This window comes from Flavobacterium covae (genome assembly GCF_001534645.1).
In the GTDB taxonomy this organism is placed as follows: domain Bacteria; phylum Bacteroidota; class Bacteroidia; order Flavobacteriales; family Flavobacteriaceae; genus Flavobacterium; species Flavobacterium covae.
Map to the genome: position 1 here is coordinate 1,050,783 of NZ_CP013992.1, position 16,635 is coordinate 1,067,417.

Here is a 16,635-nt window from a genome sequence, read left to right on the forward strand (position 1 = left end):
AAAACCAATCTTAACTTGCAGATTGGTTTTTTATGATGATTTTAAGAATCTAATTAATCTCAACGATTCCTTTTATTTTTAAATGAGTTAACCCACTTTCGGTATTAGTTGCATTACTTTCTACCATAATAGATTTGCGAATAGGACCTGGATTCATATTATATTTAACCTCAATCTTTCCAGACTTTCCAGGATCAACAGGATCTTTAGAAAAAGAAGGAATTGTACAGCCACAGGTTGATTGCACATTTTTTATAATAAGAGGAGCATCTCCTGTATTTGTAAATTCAAAAAAACGAATGCCATTGTCAGTAGATTTACTAACTGTGCCATAATCAATTTCATGTGTTTTAAATTCTATTTTTGCGCCATCTTGAGCTTGTAAGGAAAAACTGAATAATATTAGTGTTGTAAAATATAAAACTCGTTTCATTTGATTTAATTGATTAAGTAAAAAAACTTTCTTTGAAGTAAACCTACAAAAAAAAAACTTAAACTTTTTATTTTTATGTGGTTTATTTATTTTTGCATAAAAATACAAAAATTGTACCAAAAAAATACTTATATTTTTCTACAAGAACGAGTCTGTCTTTTGTGTCAGTAATTCTTAAAAATTTCTAAGGATTGACTATATAATAGTTAATTAAATTAGAACTATTTGATTATTTCTAGTACTTTTATAAAAATATTTCAGAAATTCTGAATTCTAATATTATTTAATATCAAAAATCAAAAATTTAAAATGATACCAGCACAATTCGATCCAAAGTCAGTAGAGAAAAAATGGTATGACTATTGGATGGAAAATAAATATTTCCGTTCTATTCCAGACCATCGTAAACCTTATACAATTACCATTCCACCACCTAATGTGACAGGAGTTTTGCACATGGGACACATGTTAAACAACACGATTCAAGATGTTTTAATTCGTCGTGCTCGTTTAAAAGGATTTAATGCTTGTTGGGTTCCAGGTACAGATCATGCTTCTATTGCTACTGAGGCAAAGGTAGTAGCTAAATTAAAGGCAGAAGGAATTAATAAAAATGATTTATCTCGTGAAGAGTTTTTAAAACATGCTTGGGATTGGACAGAGAAATATGGAGGAACTATTCTTGAACAATTAAAACAGTTGGGATGCTCATGTGATTGGGATAGAACCAAATTTACTATGGATGATGATATGACGGCATCAGTAATTAAGTCATTTGTAGATTTATATAACAAAGGAATGATTTATCGTGGTTACCGTATGGTAAATTGGGATCCTGAGGCTAAAACAACTTTGTCAGATGAAGAAGTGATTTATGAAGAGCGTCAAGGAAAATTATACCACTTAAGATATAAAATAGAGGATAGTAATGAGTTTGTAACGATTGCTACAACTCGTCCTGAAACTATTTTAGGAGACACTGCCATTTGTATTCATCCTGAAGATGAGCGTTACCAACACTTAAAAGGAAAGAAAGCAATTGTTCCTATTTGTAACAGGGTAATTCCTATTATTTTTGATGAGTATGTAGATATGGAATTTGGAACAGGTTGTTTAAAAGTGACACCAGCACACGATATAAACGATAAAGAATTAGGAAATAAACACAATTTAGAAATCATTGATATTTTTAATGAAGATGCTACCTTAAATAGTTTTGGTTTGCATTATATTGGCAAAGATCGTTTTGTGGTTCGCGATGAAATTGCAAAAGAGTTAGAAACTATTGGAGCATTAGTTAAAACCGAAAATCACCTAAATAAAGTAGGAACTTCCGAAAGAACTAAAGCTGTAATTGAGCCAAGATTGTCTGATCAATGGTTTTTACGTATGGAAGAATTGGTTAAACCCGCAATTAAAGCAGTATTAGAAACCGAAGAGGTAAAATTATATCCATCACGTTTTAATAATACTTACCGTCATTGGATGGAAAATATCCGCGATTGGAATATTTCCCGTCAACTATGGTGGGGACAGCAAATTCCTGCGTATTACTATGGTGAAGGAAAGGAAGATTTTGTAGTAGCTGAAACAAAAGAACAAGCACTTGAATTAGCTAAACAAAAAACAAAAAACCAAGAGCTAACAAAGGATGATTTACAACAAGATGCAGATGCTTTAGATACTTGGTTTTCTTCATGGTTATGGCCTATGGCCGTTTTTGGAGGTATGTTAGATCCAAAAAATGAAGATTTTAGATATTATTACCCTACTAATGATTTAGTAACAGCTCCTGATATTTTATTTTTCTGGGTAGCACGTATGATTATTGCAGGTTATGAATATACAGACGCAAAACCTTTTACGAATGTATATCTAACAGGTTTAGTGCGTGACAAACAAGGACGTAAAATGTCTAAATCCTTAGGAAATTCACCAGATCCGTTGGATTTAATTGATAAATTTGGTGCCGATGGAGTTCGTTGTGGATTGTTGTTAAGTGCAGCAGCAGGTAACGATATTTTATTTGATGAAGAATTATGTAATCAAGGGAAATCTTTTGCCAATAAAATTTGGAATGCTTTTCGTTTAATAAAAGGTTGGGAAGTAGCAGATATTGCACAACCAGAAGCCTCTAAATCAGCAATTGCTTGGTATGAAGCTAAATTACAAAAAACATTAGTAGAAATTGAAGATAATTTTGATAAATATAGAATTTCCGATGCTCTAATGGCAATTTATAAATTAGTTTGGGATGATTTTTGTTCGTGGTTTTTAGAAATGATTAAACCAGGTTATCAGCAACCTATTGATAAAACTACTTTTGATAAAGCAATCGAAATGTTAGAAGCTAATCTAAAGTTATTGCATCCATTTATGCCCTTTTTAACAGAAGAAATATGGCAACATATTGCTGATAGAACCTCTGAAGAAGCATTAATCGTTGCTCAATGGCCAGAAATAAAAACTTATGATGAAAAATTAGTTTCAGATTTTGATTTTGCAACAGAAGTAATTTCAGGAATTAGAATGATTAGAAAAGATAAAAATATTTCGTTTAAAGATGCTATCGAATTGAAAGTAGTGAATAACGAAACAATTTCTACTTTTTTTGATAGTGTAATTATTAAGCTAGGAAATTTATCTCATTTAGAATATGTTTCCGAAAAAGTAAATGGAGCTTTATCTTATCGTGTAAAATCAAATGAATATTTTATTCCAATAGGTGAGGGAATTGATATTGAGGCTGAAATAAAGAAATTAACCGAAGAGTTAAATTATATAAAAGGATTCTTAAAATCAGTTCAAGGAAAACTTTCTAATGAAAAATTTGTTTCAGGAGCTCCAGAACAAGTAATTGCTAATGAGCGAAAAAAAGAAACGGATGCTTTAGCTAAAATTGCAACTATTGAACAGAGTTTGGCAGGACTGAAATAAGAAAATATCCTACTAAAATTTTATGAGGGTGTCTAAAAAGGAGTAACTAAACCTTTAGTTTGTTATTTCAACAAAAGAAAGTATATTATATCAGTACTATCTGATTTTTTCTTTGGTAGAAATAATAGAGTTACGATCTTTTAGGGTACCCTCATATTTATTTATGATTTTTATTTTATTCTGGGATCTCTTTTTCTTGATTCAGAAATTTAAAAATTAAAGAAATTATAAAAACTATTATAGATCTTTATCTAGAACCTAATTCAATAACTTCTAGTTCTTTAATGGCCTCGCCATCAATAATAAATCGCAACATAGTTCGTATTTGATGAAATCCACTTTTACCACAAGCACCAGGGTTCATGTGCAAAAGGTTCAATGTCTTGTCAAATTGAACTTTCAGTATATGAGAATGCCCACAAATAAATAATTTAGGAGGATTTTTATAAAGTTCTTCTTTAATTTCTGCATTGTATTTATTTGGGTAACCTCCAATATGAGTAATTAAAACATCAACCTTTTCACAATAAAAACGATTGTGTAAAGGAAATTCCATTCGAGCACTGGTTCCGTCTATGTTTCCATAAACAGCACGCAATGGTTTATATTTTTTTATAGTATCTGTGACGATTAGATTTCCTATATCGCCAGCATGCCATACCTCATCTGCCCAATTTATATGTTTAAGTATCAATTCATCTATATGTCCGTGGGTATCAGATAATAATAAGATTTTTTTCATACAAGGAAAAGCTAATGGATAATTTTAAAAGTTGTTAGATGATTTAAAAAATATTCTTTTTTATTCAGAAGTATTTTCAGATTCAAATATATAAAATCATTAAATTTGAAATGAACAAATACAAAAGATAATTTCAGATAAAAGTTATATAAAATTAACTATTATTTTAGCTGTTTTAAGATTTAAAAATGAAAAAAGTATATTTAGATAATGCCTCTACAACTTCATTGTATCCTGAAGTAATTGAGGAAATGACTCGAATATTAAGTACTCAATATGGAAATCCATCGTCTTCTCACGAAGTAGGTAGAGAAGCAAAAAATGAACTTGAATTAGCCCGAAAAAGTATAGCTAAAAACCTTCAATGCAATGCTCAAGAAATTATTTTTACATCTTGTGCAACAGAGGCTAATAATTTAATACTTCGTTCAGCTATAAAAAGTTTGGAAGTAAAAAGGATTATTACAAGCAAAATAGAACATCATGCCGTTTTACATACAGTAGCCGTTTTACAAAAAGAATTTGAAATACAAGTAGATTTTGTCTCTATTAACCCTGATGGGACAATTAATTACGCTCATCTAGAAAACTTACTAAATTCAGATGTTAAAACCTTAGTTTCATTAATGTATGTTAATAATGAAATAGGAACCATTTTAGATTTAGAAAAAGTGGCCCATCTATCAAAAAAAAGCAATGCTTATTTTCATACAGATGCGGTTCAAGGAATAGGAAAATCAGTTGTTGATTTATCAAAGATTTCAATAGATTTTTTGGTAGCCAGTGCTCATAAATTTCACGGACCTAAAGGGGTTGGTTTTGCATTTATCAAAAAAAATATTGTTTTAGAACCCATATTGTATGGAGGAGAACAAGAAAAAGGACTTAGAGCAGGTACCGAAAGTATTCATAATATAGTAGGAATGGCTAAAGCCTTAGCTATTTCATTAGCTCATTTAGAAACGAATAAAGAATACCTTCAAGGGTTAAAAAAATATTTAGTAGAAGCATTAAAAAAATATTTTCCAGAAAGTATTTTTGTTGGAAACCCAGAAACAACTCAATATAATATTGTAAATATTATTTTACCATTAGAAGAAACTAAATCAGGGATGATTGTTTTTTTAATGGATATGAATGGAGTAGCTATTTCAAGAGGAAGTGCTTGTCAATCAGGAAGTTCTAAACCTTCGCATGTTTTAGAAACATTTATTCCTACTGAATATTTAGCTAAACCCAATATTCGAATTTCATTATCTAAATACAATACCTTAGATGATATTGATTTTTTAATTGAAACTATTAAGAAACTATGAAACAAATACTAAAACTATTATTATTTTTACCTTTTATGAGTCAAGCCCAAAAATTTGATATTCAAGGGCATCGAGGATGCCGTGGGTTACTTCCTGAAAATTCAATAGAAGCAATGAAAAAAGCTATTGATCTAGGAGTTACTACTCTTGAAATGGATGTCGTTATTAGCAGAGACAAACAAGTTTTATTATCACATGAACCCTTCTTATCACATGAAATTTGTTTAGATAAAGATAATCAAACCATTAGTGAAGCCACAGAACAATCATTTAATTTATATCAAATGAATTATGATGAAATAAAAAAATGTGATTGTGGTAGTAAAATACATCCCCGATTTTTAGAACAAGAAAAGATAAAAATCAATAAACCATTATTAATAGAAGTAATTGATTTTGTTGAAAAATATGTTCAGACAAAATATCCTAGTAAAAAAATCTTTTACAATATAGAAACTAAATCAGATCCCAAAGGAGATGAAATATACCACCCGTTACCCAATGAATTTGTAGATTTATTGGTTAACGTTTTAGAAAATAAAAATATTATAGATAGGACTTATATTCAATCTTTTGACGTTAGAACGTTACAGTATTTACATCAAAAATACACTTCATTTAAAACCGTTCTTTTAGTTGAAAATAAGTTGTCTATTAATGAAAATTTAAAGCAATTAGGTTTTAAGCCAACTGTTTATAGCCCAGAATTTATTTTATTAGATAAAGAAAAAGTAGATTATTTGCATACAAAGAATATAAAAGTAATTCCTTGGACTGTTAATAAAAAAGAAGATATGCAAACAATAATGTCATACGGAGTAGATGGGTTGATTACAGATTATCCGAATCGTTATTTTGAGTTAAAAAGAACATAAATTTTTCTAAGTTCAAAACATAAGTGATTATATTTTGAACTTAGAAGGTAAAAGAGGGAATTATTTTTTATAAAAAGGTAATTTAACCACTTTTGCAGCAATGTCTTTATTTCTAATTCTGATAAAAATTTCAGAGTCAGGAGTAGATAAAGTTGTTGGTACATATCCCATACCAATTCCTTTGTTTAATGAGGGAGATTGTGTACCCGATGTTACAATACCTATAATATTTCCATTAGCATCTACAATTTCGTAATCATGACGAGGAATACCTCTTTCTAATAATTCAAAACCAACTAATTTACGAGTAACTCCTTCTTCTTTTTGCTTTTTCAAATTTGAAGAATTTGTAAAATCTTTATCAAATTTTGTAATCCATCCTAAACCTGCTTCAAGAGGAGATGTTGTATCATTAATATCATTTCCGTATAAACAAAAGCCCATTTCTAAACGTAAGGTATCGCGTGCAGCTAATCCAATAGGTTTAATTTCAAAAGAAGCCCCTGCCTCAAAAACTTTATTCCAAATAGTTTCAGCATCTTCGTTTTTAAAATAAATTTCAAATCCTCCAGAACCTGTATAACCAGTAGCAGATACAATTACATTATGTACACCCGCAAATTCGCCTATTTGAAAAGTGTAATAACCCATATTTACTAAATCAATTGAAGTTAGACGTTGCATAGCTTCAGCTGCTTTAGGTCCTTGAATAGCTAATAAGGAGTAAGCATCTGAATGATTTTCCATTGTAACACCTAAATCATTATGAGATGAAATCCAGTTCCAATCTTTTTCAATATTAGAAGCATTTACGACTAACATATAATGATCATCAGCAATTTTATATACAATTAAATCATCTACAATACCTCCTTCATTGTTTGGAAGACAAGAATATTGTGCTTTACCATTAACTAATTTTGAAGCATCATTTGAAGTTACTTTTTGGATTAATGCCAAAGCATTTTCACCTTTGAGCATAAACTCACCCATGTGAGAAACGTCAAAAACACCTACACCGTTACGAACCGTTTCGTGTTCTATATTTACACCTTCGTATTGTACAGGCATATTAAATCCTGCAAAAGGAACCATTTTAGCTCCTAAATTCTCGTGAATATGAGTTAATGCTGTGTTTTTCATTTTAAAGTAGTTTGTAAAAAATTGATTGCAAAATTAATATTTTTAAATAGAAGTTTCGTGTTATTATTCTTTGAAATCAAATGAAAATTGTTTTATTTTATTATACTATACCATTTAAACTTTGAAATTTCCTCATAATACTATTTTTTAAACCTTGAGATTGTCCAAAAAGTTCGGAATCTTGTCATTGACCAAAGAGAGAAATTACATAATATTGATTATGAGACTCCTCCTTACGCAGGATTAACAAACTGTATGTTGATTTAGACACATTCTACAAAAACAATAAAAATTAGTGTTGGTTCTCGATGCGTTTCGCTCTCGAACTGACGATGATTTCAATTATATACTAAACCTTTTGTTCGAGTTGTTTTAAAAATGAAAAAACTACATACTTAACTTCAGTTAGTGTGTAAATTTTTATTTGAAATACTAAAACTTCTTTTTGATTTCTGATCTTTTTTATGGAATTTTGGGCAACAAATTTTAGAATAAAGATGGATACTACTCATTATATTTCTTCTGATATATTTTCATTAGAAACGTTACAAGAAATTATTTCACAAAATCAAAAATTAGCATTATCAGAAGAAGCACGCTTAAACATTGTAAAATGTCGTGAATATTTAGATAAGAAAATGGTGGAACACAAAGACCCCATTTATGGTATAAACACTGGCTTCGGTTCGTTATGTGATGTGAAAATTTCAAATGAAAATTTATCAAAACTTCAAGAAAATTTAATGAAATCACACGCTTGTGGAACAGGAGATGAAGTACCACAAGAGATTGTGAAAATTATGTTGTTGTTGAAAGTAAAATCTTTAAGTTATGGACATTCAGGTGTACAACTAGCAACAGTAGAGCGTTTGATAGATTTTTATAATAATGATGTTTTTCCTGTAGTGTATACACAAGGATCATTAGGAGCCTCTGGTGATTTAGCACCATTGGCGCATTTATGTTTACCATTAATAGGAGAAGGAGAAGTATATTTAGATGGATTTCGTCAACCAGCTATGAAAGTACTTGAAAAAATGAATTGGCAACCTATTATCCTGCAATCTAAAGAAGGACTAGCATTATTAAATGGTACACAATTCATGAGCGCTTACGGAAGTTATGTCTTGCTAAAAGCGTTGAAATATAGTTATTTAGCTGATGTGATAGGAGCTGTTTCATTAGAAGCTTTTGATGGTAGAATTGAGCCATTTAATGATTTAATTCACATGGTTCGTCCACATAAAGGACAAATTGTAACCGCACAACGTTTTCAAGAGTTGCTAGATGGAAGTCAAATTATTAAACAACCCAAAAAACACGTACAAGATCCTTATTCTTTTCGTTGTATTCCACAGGTACACGGAGCGTCAAAGGATACAATTGATTATGTAAAAAAAGTTTTCAAAACAGAAATCAATTCAGTTACTGATAACCCGAATATTTTTGCAGAAGAAGATTTAATTATCTCAGGAGGAAATTTTCATGGGCAACCTCTGGCGTTAACCTTAGATTTTCTAGGTATGGCATTAGCTGAATTAGGAAATATTTCAGAAAGAAGAACTTATCAATTAATTTCAGGTTTACGTGAATTACCAGCATTTTTAGTAAGTGATCCAGGATTGAACTCTGGATTTATGATTCCACAGTATACAGCTGCTAGTATTGTAAGTCAAAACAAACAACTAACAACACCAGCCAGTACAGATAGTATTGTTTCTAGTAATGGGCAAGAAGATCATGTTTCTATGGGAGCTAATGCCGCAACGAAGTGTTTGAAAATAATGGAAAATCTAGAACGTATTTTAGCTATTGAATTAATGAATGCTTCACAAGCTATTGAATTTAGACGACCATTACAATCTAGTACGTTTTTAGAAAGTTTCTTAAAGTTATATAGAGAAGAAGTTCCTCTTGTAAAAGAAGATCGAATTTTACATTATGATATAGAAAAATCAATTGCTTTCTTATCTAGTTTTTATGTAGAAGATTTAGAATAATTTAAAAAGCTATCCGAAAAGTTCAAAATCTTGTTATTTTGACTAAAGGGGGAATTACATAGTGTTGATAATATGATTTCTCCCTTTAGTTAAATGACAGATTATATGTTGAGTTTTTTTCAGATAGCCTCTTTTATTAGGATTTAAAAATTTATTTAGTATTTTAATTGAACTTTTAATTCAAATTCATCATCAATAGCTTTGTCTGCTAGGGCACCAAAGTTTTTAGAAGCATATTTTACATCGTATTTAGTTCGGTCTACCATTAGGGTAGCATTTGCAACATTTTTATTAGTTACTAGATCAAATTTTATAGGATTTGTAATTCCTTTTATAGTTAAATCAGCTTCTATACTATAAGTGTTTGTGGACTTTTTACCAATTTTTTTGAATACTAAAGTTGAGGTAGGAAATTTATCTACAGCAAAAAAGTCACCATCTTTAAGATGTACATCTAATTTGTTTTTCCATTCACCTTGTAAATCCAAAGTATTAATAGTAGTCATATCTACTGTAAAATTTCCGCCTTTTAATTCTTTTCCATTAAAAATTAATTGACCTTCTTTTAGTTTTATATCTCCATCGTGTTGACCACCAAATTTTTTTGCCAACCATAAAACTTTACTTTTTGATGCGTCTACTTTTTTTGAAGTTTGAGCAGTGGCAGTTAAGCCCCCTAAAGTTACGAGTATTGCTAAAGCAAAAGATTTTAAAATTTTCATTTTTTATGTAGTGTTAGATATTAATAAATAATTCTTCGTTTGATTTTCTTACTTTTTTATCATGTTGAGTAAGATCTTCCTCATGTCTATAACCTATAGTAGCTACTAAAGAGGCATTTAAATTTTGAGAATTTAGATTTAGTATTTCATTGTACTTTTCGGCTTCAAAACCTTCCATAGGAGTTACATCTATTTTTAGTTCAGCAGCAGCATTTAACAAATTACCAAGTGCTAAATAAGTTTGTTTAGAAGTCCATATATTTTGTTCTTTAGTGCTTAGTTCTAAAATTTTACTTTTCATAAATGCACTATAACCAGTTAAATGTTCTTGTGGTACTTCTCTAACAAAACTCACTCTTTTTATAAAATCATCAATAGTAGTTTCATCTAAATGACTATAGTTTGCAAAAACAAATAGATGAGAAGCATCTGTTATTTGGGACTGATTCCAAGAAGCAGGTTTTAATCGTTCACGAATCTCTGGATTATCAATAATTAGTACTTTATAGGGTTGAAGCCCATAAGAAGAAGTACTTAATCGAATAGCTTCTTTTAGTATATTTAGATCCGATTCACTAACTTTTTTAGAAGAATCGAATTTTTTGGTGGCATATCGCCAATTTTGGTATTCAATAAATTTACTCATTATTTAACTTCTGTATTTTTCTAATAATTCATTGAAAATTTCTAATTCAGCAGGTGTTAACTTATTAGCAAACTCATTTTCGTGTGCTAATACTAAAGGATCCAAGGTCTCTAATACTTCTAATCCTCTTTCTGTAATTGTAATTTCCATTTTTCTTTTGTTCTCAGGACAAACTTTTCGAACGACTAGTTCTTTTATTAATAATTTGTCAACCAATCGGGTAGTGTTACTAGTTTTGGCCAACATACGTTCTTGTATACATGCCATATTAACAGGTTTGCCTTTTTGTCCTCTTAAAATTCTTAATACATTATATTGTTCACTTGATAAGTCATGAGGTTTTAATATTTCTAAAAATTTATCTCCAACAACATTTCGTGTGAACGTAAGATTTAGAAGTACCCTTTTTGCTAGCGATAAGGTAACTGTACTTTTAATTTCTTCTTCTATTTTCATTTCTATAGAAATTTGATACAGCAAATGTAAAAAAAATAAACATTTGTATATACAAATGTTTGGTAAAAAAATGTTAATTTATTTTATGTAATAATAAAAAGAAATTCTAAAAGCTATCTTTTTATTTTTATTAAAAGTAAGCTCAAATGAAATGAATAGATGAAGAAAATTATATAACATTGATAATGTGATTGCTTTTGTTGTTGAAGAGATAAACTAGATTTTAAATGACTATTTTTTAGAGAGTCATTTCGATATTTGTTTTTATATAAAATGTTTTTGCAATTTTGTGTAACTTTTTTTGTCAACAAACGTATAATTAAGGTATTTAAATTTAATCAATGTAAGAATGGCACTAAGGTGTTACTAAATTAAAAATAGAATTCTAAATTTTACTGCAGTAAGAATTCCTATTTGTAATAAATCGAAAAATAAACCCCTATTTCATTTGGTTAAATTTTATTAGAAATATTTTATTCAAACTAATTAATTGTTTTATTATGACATCAATTATTTCATTATGGTGGTTATTACCATTGGTATTAACTGTTGTATTTTACAAATTTGTTTTAAGAGTTTTTTTTGGAATGGTCATCGTACCTGAGGACAAAATAGGTTTAGTAACCAAAAAATTTGTATTGTTTGGGACAGATAAATCGTTGCCAGATGGTAGAATTATAGCAACAAAGGGAGAAGCTGGTTTTCAGGCACAAACATTGGCTCCAGGATTGTATTGGGGGATGTGGATCTGGCAATATTCAGTAGATATGACCGCATTTACGATTATTCCAGAAGGAAAAATAGGTTTAATATTAAGCAAAGATGGAAAAGAAATTCCTACAGGTAGAATTTTAGCACGCAGAGTAGAATGTGATAATTATCAAGATGCTACAGGCTTTTTGGATAGAGGAGGACAAAAAGGTCGTCAAACAGCCTTTATTACGAGTGGATCGTATCGTATTAATACCTATTTATTTGAGATCGTTATCGTAGACCAAATTAAGATTTTTGAAAACATGGTTGGGATTGTAACAGCACTTGATGGAGAGCCTATACCTCATGGTCAAATTGCTGGAAAATTTGCTGATGGGCATAATAATTTTCAAAATTTTGATCGTTTTTTAGATCAAGGTGGAAATCGTGGTTTGCAACCGCAAGTAATGTTAGCAGGTTCTTATTATATAAACCCTTGGGCAATACAAATAGAACAAAATCCTATGACTGATGTTCCAATTGGGCATGTAGGAGTAGTGATTTCTTATATAGGAGAAGATGGACAAGATGTAACAGGAGAAACTTTTAAACACGGTAATATTGTTTCTAAAGGACAAAGAGGTGTATGGATGGAACCGCTAGGACCTGGTAAGTACGCGTTAAATAAATATACCACTAAATTAGAATTAGTTCCTACAACGAATTTGGTTTTAAATTGGGCAAATGCACGTAGTGAATCACATGATTTAGACAAAAATTTATCAACTATTACGGTTCGTTCAAAGGATGGATTCCCGTTTAATCTAGATGTATCTCAAATTATTCACGTTCCTGCAAATGAAGCACCTAAAATTATTGCCCGCTTTGGTAGTATGACTAATTTAGTTTCTCAAGTGTTAGAACCAACAATAGGAAACTATTTTCGTAATTCAGCACAAGATAGTGATGTAATATCATTCTTAAGTACACGTAAAGAGCGTCAGGAATCAGCAAAAGTACACATTAAAACCGTTTTAGATGAATATAATGTAAACGCAGTTGATACCTTAATTGGAGATATTATACCTCCTGAATCATTAATGAAAACATTAACGGATAGAAAAATAGCAGAAGAAGAACAAAAAACATATCAAACGCAAAAAATGGCACAAGAACAACGTCAAGGAGTTGAAAAAGAAACAGCCATTGCAGATATGCAAAAAGAAATTGTTCGAGCAGCTCAAAGCGTAGAAATAGCACAGCGTACAGCGGATGCTACTGTTAAAAAAGCAGAAGGAGATGCTGCTAGTTTAAAATTAAATGTTAATGCAGAAGCTGAGGCTACTAAAATGAGAGCTATTGCCGAGGCTGAGGCTACTAAGGCAAAGGCTGCTGCTCAAGCAGAAGCAACTAAATTAAATGCAAGTGCAGAAGCTGAAAAAATATCAAAAACAGGTCTAGCCGAAGCTGAAAAAATTATGGCTATTGGTAAATCAACAGCAGAATCATATCAATTACAAGTTTCCGCAATGGGTGGCGATAATTTTACTAAATATAAAATTACAGAAGAAATTGGTAAAGGAAATATTAAAGTAATTCCTGAAGTACTAATTTCAGGTTCAAATGGAACGGATGGAGGTATTAGTGGTCTATTAGGTATGAAATTAATGGAACTTATGAACACATCTAACGACTCTAAAAAAGAATAACGATTTTTTTATCATTTATTTGTTACTGTTTAATAATGACTAACAACTGGGTGTCCGAAAAGTAATATTTTAATGTGTAGTTTGTTTTTTCAACAATTAAATCCAAATTGCCATTAGAAAATGTTACAAATTAAGACACCCTTTTTTATAAAATACCTATCATTAACTTTTGATTAACTAACTCTTAACCTACGATAACCTAGTGTTTGCGCAATTTTGAATAAAAAAATATACGTCATTCAGTTGTTTTATTATTTCTATTTCTAAATTGGAAATTAGTCAGTAAAGAAGTTAAAAAAGATTCAAGAAAAAGGATTCAAGAAATTCAAATTCTTAATACACAAAAAACTATTGAGCGAAAAATAGATAGAGTACAGTTTATAACAACTCCAACCAATAAAGCCAGTACTGTATGGGGTATTTAAAAAAAATCTCAAGGAATTATTACCAAAGGTAATAACTTGACAGTAAAAGGAAAAAGTATTAAGCTTATGATAAATGATAAAACTATTAATCTGTCAGGAGAAGAACTCAAATCGTTTTTAGAAAACATGAGAGGGGATGAATTAAAAAAAATGAGATCATAGAAAATCCACCTGTACGATATGATGCTCAAAATGGAGTCATCATTAATTGAAAAACTAAAAAAAGGGATCAACTTTAATTAAAAGTTAAACCCCATTATTATAACTTACACACTTTAGTGCCTAAAAAATATTAAAATAAGTTAATTTACTTTTAGTACCCTGTTTTTTTAATCAATATGCCATTTTCGTAGCTTATTTAGTTCTTCCTGTTCTCTAATTTCTTCTACAGATAAGACCTTTAAAAAAGAAGGATGCTGTTCTATTGCAAATTCAATCTTTTCTACAATAGATTCAATAGACTCGTTATCATAATCTATTTGTAGAGGTTCTTTAACTGTAAAACTTTGTAAAATACCTTTTTTCTTAGTAATAAGTCCCTTTTTATCAAAAGATCTTCTAAAACCATCTATTACAATAGGTACAACAATAGGTTTATATTCTTTTATAATATGGGCAGTTCCTTTTCTTACAGGTTTAAAGGATTTAGTAGTACCTTGTGGAAACGTAATTACCCAACCATCATTTAAAGCAATTTCAATATTTCTAAAATCAGATAGATTAACTTGTTTTTGTTCGTGTTTTTCTAAATCTTTACCACCCGCTCTCCATGTTCTTTCAACAGATATGGCACCTACATAAGACATAATTTTAGTAAGTAAATTAGCATCAAGTGTTTCTTTAGCTCCTATATAATAAAGATTTAACTTAGGTTTCCATAAGTAACCAATATTTTTAATATTATTTTCACGACCTTTTAGGCTTGCATTAAAAACATGAAACATGGCTACTACATCAGCAAAATAAGTTTGATGATTAGATATAAATAATACATTCGTATTAGGTAAATTACGTATGATTTCCGATCCCTCAATGTTAAGTTGGTTAAATCCTCGGTATCTACGATGAGTACAAATTCCAAATAGAATAATGATCCATCTTTTTATAAGTAGTATATGTCCGAAAGGATTTCGTTTAAATAGTCCCATATTTTTTAATTTGGAGCTGGCAAATGTATGAAAAAAAAATTACAAGACTTTTTTTATAGTATCTTTAAGTTCGCTCATCATCATAGCAGTTGCGCCCCAAATGATACGATTCTGTATTTCAAAAGCAGGAATTTTAATTTCAGTTGCATAAGATGTGTTCATATTTACATAAGTAATGTTGCGATCGTCTAAAAAATCTTGTAAAGATAGTTCTATTATACCAGCGACTTCTTCTGGATTTAATTGAAACAAAATTTCTTCATGACAAATTCCTAAAAAAGGGGAAACTAAGAAATTACTAGGTGGAATATATACTTCTGTAAAAGGTCTTATGATCTCTATTTTATCTTTAGATATTCCAATTTCTTCATAGGTTTCTCTTAGAGCAGTTTCAGATAAATCTTTATCAAAAGGTTCAACCTTTCCTCCAGGAAATGCTATTTGAGAAGAATGTACTCCAGGGTATGAATTTCGGATAATTAAAGCCAAATAAGTAAAATGATCTTTAGGATAAAAGAGCATCATTACAGCCGCCTTTTTAGCTATGATACTATCTGTATTAAGTTCTTCTAAAAGCTTGATACGTTCAGGAGGAATCATTTTAGAATGAGACTTTATTGCAGGGAGTGTTTCTTTTGCTATTTTTGGGATATATTTTAAAAAACTAGTAAATTCCATCTAAATCAAGTTTTAACAAGATTATTTGTAGTAAGGATGCTACATAAATCTTATAAATTTAAAATTATTTTTTGGGATATACAATTATTAAAAGTTTTAACTATGTATAGTAAAGAGGAAAGTATACAAATAAAAAAGGAATTTTGGACAAAATTTGCAGAAGCCTACCCTAGAAAATGGCTGTTGTATAATACAAAAATAAAAGATGTTAGTTTTAAGTTTTTTATAGACAATAAAAAAGCGCAAGTTTTATTAGAAATAGAACCTAGAGATGAAGAAAAAAGAAAAATATATTTTGAAAAGATAGAATCTTTAAAAACTATCTTATTAGAGGATTACTTACCAGAGGCCATTTTTGAACGTAATTATTATCTTGAAAACGGGAAAATAGTAAGTCGTATTTGGGTGGAACTCTCAGGTATTAGTATTAATAATAAGTCAACTTGGGATCGTGTTTTTGATTTTTTCTATGAACAAATGGATGCTTTTGAACGATTTTTTTATGAAAATGAAGATTATATAAAGGATCTTGAAATTAATACTTAAAGAGTAATAAAAACAAGAAAAGAAATAAATTTTAGAAAAAGATAAAGAGGGTGTCCTAGAAACATACAATCTCATTGTTTTATTTTCAAAGGAAGCTTAAGCGAAGTAAAACGGAAAAATCCATTACTATTATATTGATTATGAAATTTCTTCTGTTCTTAGAGTA

General features: G+C 29.7%; 14 protein-coding genes. 6 read left to right on the forward strand and 8 right to left on the reverse strand.

Annotated elements, in window-relative coordinates; genetic code table 11:
- Window positions 1–49 precede the first annotated feature (49 nt).
- Window positions 50–433 (reverse strand): DUF1573 domain-containing protein, encoded by a 384-nt coding sequence (locus AWN65_RS04595; protein ID WP_060383822.1) that lies wholly within the window; start codon window positions 431–433, stop codon window positions 50–52.
- A gap of 309 nt (window positions 434–742) precedes the next feature.
- Here AWN65_RS04595 and AWN65_RS04600 point away from each other — a divergent pair, with 309 nt between their 5' ends.
- Window positions 743–3,370: a valine--tRNA ligase gene (locus AWN65_RS04600; RefSeq protein WP_060382088.1), complete on the forward strand. Its 2,628-nt coding sequence runs from the start codon at window positions 743–745 to the stop codon at window positions 3,368–3,370.
- A gap of 247 nt (window positions 3,371–3,617) precedes the next feature.
- On the opposite strand, the gene AWN65_RS04605 is transcribed toward AWN65_RS04600, so the two are convergent.
- Complete coding sequence (locus tag AWN65_RS04605) at window positions 3,618–4,112, reverse strand: metallophosphoesterase family protein (protein WP_060382089.1); 495 nt, start codon at window positions 4,110–4,112, stop codon at window positions 3,618–3,620.
- A 188-nt stretch (window positions 4,113–4,300) separates the two neighbouring features.
- Between AWN65_RS04605 and AWN65_RS04610 the strand changes: the two genes are divergently transcribed.
- Together AWN65_RS04610 and AWN65_RS04615 are read left to right on the forward strand one after the other, a co-directional pair.
- Window positions 4,301–5,428 (forward strand): cysteine desulfurase family protein, encoded by a 1,128-nt coding sequence (locus AWN65_RS04610; protein WP_060382090.1) that lies wholly within the window; start codon window positions 4,301–4,303, stop codon window positions 5,426–5,428.
- A complete protein-coding gene (locus AWN65_RS04615; RefSeq protein ID WP_060382091.1) occupies window positions 5,425–6,303 on the forward strand; it encodes a glycerophosphodiester phosphodiesterase in 879 nt (292 codons plus the stop codon). The genes AWN65_RS04610 and AWN65_RS04615 overlap by 4 nt, the downstream gene beginning before the upstream one ends.
- Before the next feature lie 60 nt (window positions 6,304–6,363).
- Here the strand turns inward: AWN65_RS04615 and gcvT are convergent, their stop codons facing one another.
- Complete coding sequence (gcvT, locus tag AWN65_RS04620) at window positions 6,364–7,446, reverse strand: glycine cleavage system aminomethyltransferase GcvT (RefSeq protein ID WP_060382092.1); 1,083 nt, start codon at window positions 7,444–7,446, stop codon at window positions 6,364–6,366.
- Between the two features lie 497 nt (window positions 7,447–7,943).
- On the opposite strand from gcvT, the gene hutH reads away from it, so the two are divergent.
- Window positions 7,944–9,446 carry a histidine ammonia-lyase gene (gene hutH / locus AWN65_RS04625; RefSeq protein WP_060383823.1) on the forward strand — a complete coding sequence of 501 codons (1,503 nt, stop codon included), beginning with the start codon at window positions 7,944–7,946 and terminating at the stop codon, window positions 9,444–9,446.
- A gap of 155 nt (window positions 9,447–9,601) precedes the next feature.
- On the opposite strand, the gene AWN65_RS04630 is transcribed toward hutH, so the two are convergent.
- From AWN65_RS04630 to AWN65_RS04640, 3 genes are read right to left on the reverse strand one after another with little or no spacing between them, the layout of a single operon-like run.
- A complete protein-coding gene (locus AWN65_RS04630) occupies window positions 9,602–10,168 on the reverse strand; it encodes a YceI family protein (protein WP_060382093.1) in 567 nt (188 codons plus the stop codon).
- A 13-nt stretch (window positions 10,169–10,181) separates the two neighbouring features.
- Window positions 10,182–10,814: an NAD(P)H-dependent oxidoreductase gene (locus AWN65_RS04635; protein ID WP_060382094.1), complete on the reverse strand. Its 633-nt coding sequence runs from the start codon at window positions 10,812–10,814 to the stop codon at window positions 10,182–10,184.
- Between the two features lie 3 nt (window positions 10,815–10,817).
- Window positions 10,818–11,270 carry a MarR family winged helix-turn-helix transcriptional regulator gene (locus tag AWN65_RS04640; RefSeq protein ID WP_060382095.1) on the reverse strand — a complete coding sequence of 151 codons (453 nt, stop codon included), beginning with the start codon at window positions 11,268–11,270 and terminating at the stop codon, window positions 10,818–10,820.
- Window positions 11,271–11,770: 500 nt separating this feature from the next.
- Here AWN65_RS04640 and AWN65_RS04645 point away from each other — a divergent pair, with 500 nt between their 5' ends.
- Window positions 11,771–13,672: an SPFH domain-containing protein gene (locus tag AWN65_RS04645; RefSeq protein ID WP_060382096.1), complete on the forward strand. Its 1,902-nt coding sequence runs from the start codon at window positions 11,771–11,773 to the stop codon at window positions 13,670–13,672.
- A gap of 754 nt (window positions 13,673–14,426) precedes the next feature.
- Here the strand turns inward: AWN65_RS04645 and AWN65_RS04650 are convergent.
- Both AWN65_RS04650 and AWN65_RS04655 read right to left on the reverse strand, forming a co-directional pair.
- Window positions 14,427–15,245, reverse strand: a complete 819-nt coding sequence (locus AWN65_RS04650) for a lysophospholipid acyltransferase family protein (RefSeq protein ID WP_060382097.1) — start codon at window positions 15,243–15,245, stop codon at window positions 14,427–14,429.
- A 39-nt stretch (window positions 15,246–15,284) separates the two neighbouring features.
- Window positions 15,285–15,923: an NUDIX hydrolase gene (locus AWN65_RS04655; RefSeq protein ID WP_060382098.1), complete on the reverse strand. Its 639-nt coding sequence runs from the start codon at window positions 15,921–15,923 to the stop codon at window positions 15,285–15,287.
- Window positions 15,924–16,025: 102 nt separating this feature from the next.
- Between AWN65_RS04655 and AWN65_RS04660 the strand changes: the two genes are divergently transcribed.
- Complete coding sequence (locus AWN65_RS04660; protein WP_060383824.1) at window positions 16,026–16,469, forward strand: DUF4268 domain-containing protein; 444 nt, start codon at window positions 16,026–16,028, stop codon at window positions 16,467–16,469.
- Window positions 16,470–16,635 lie beyond the last annotated feature (166 nt).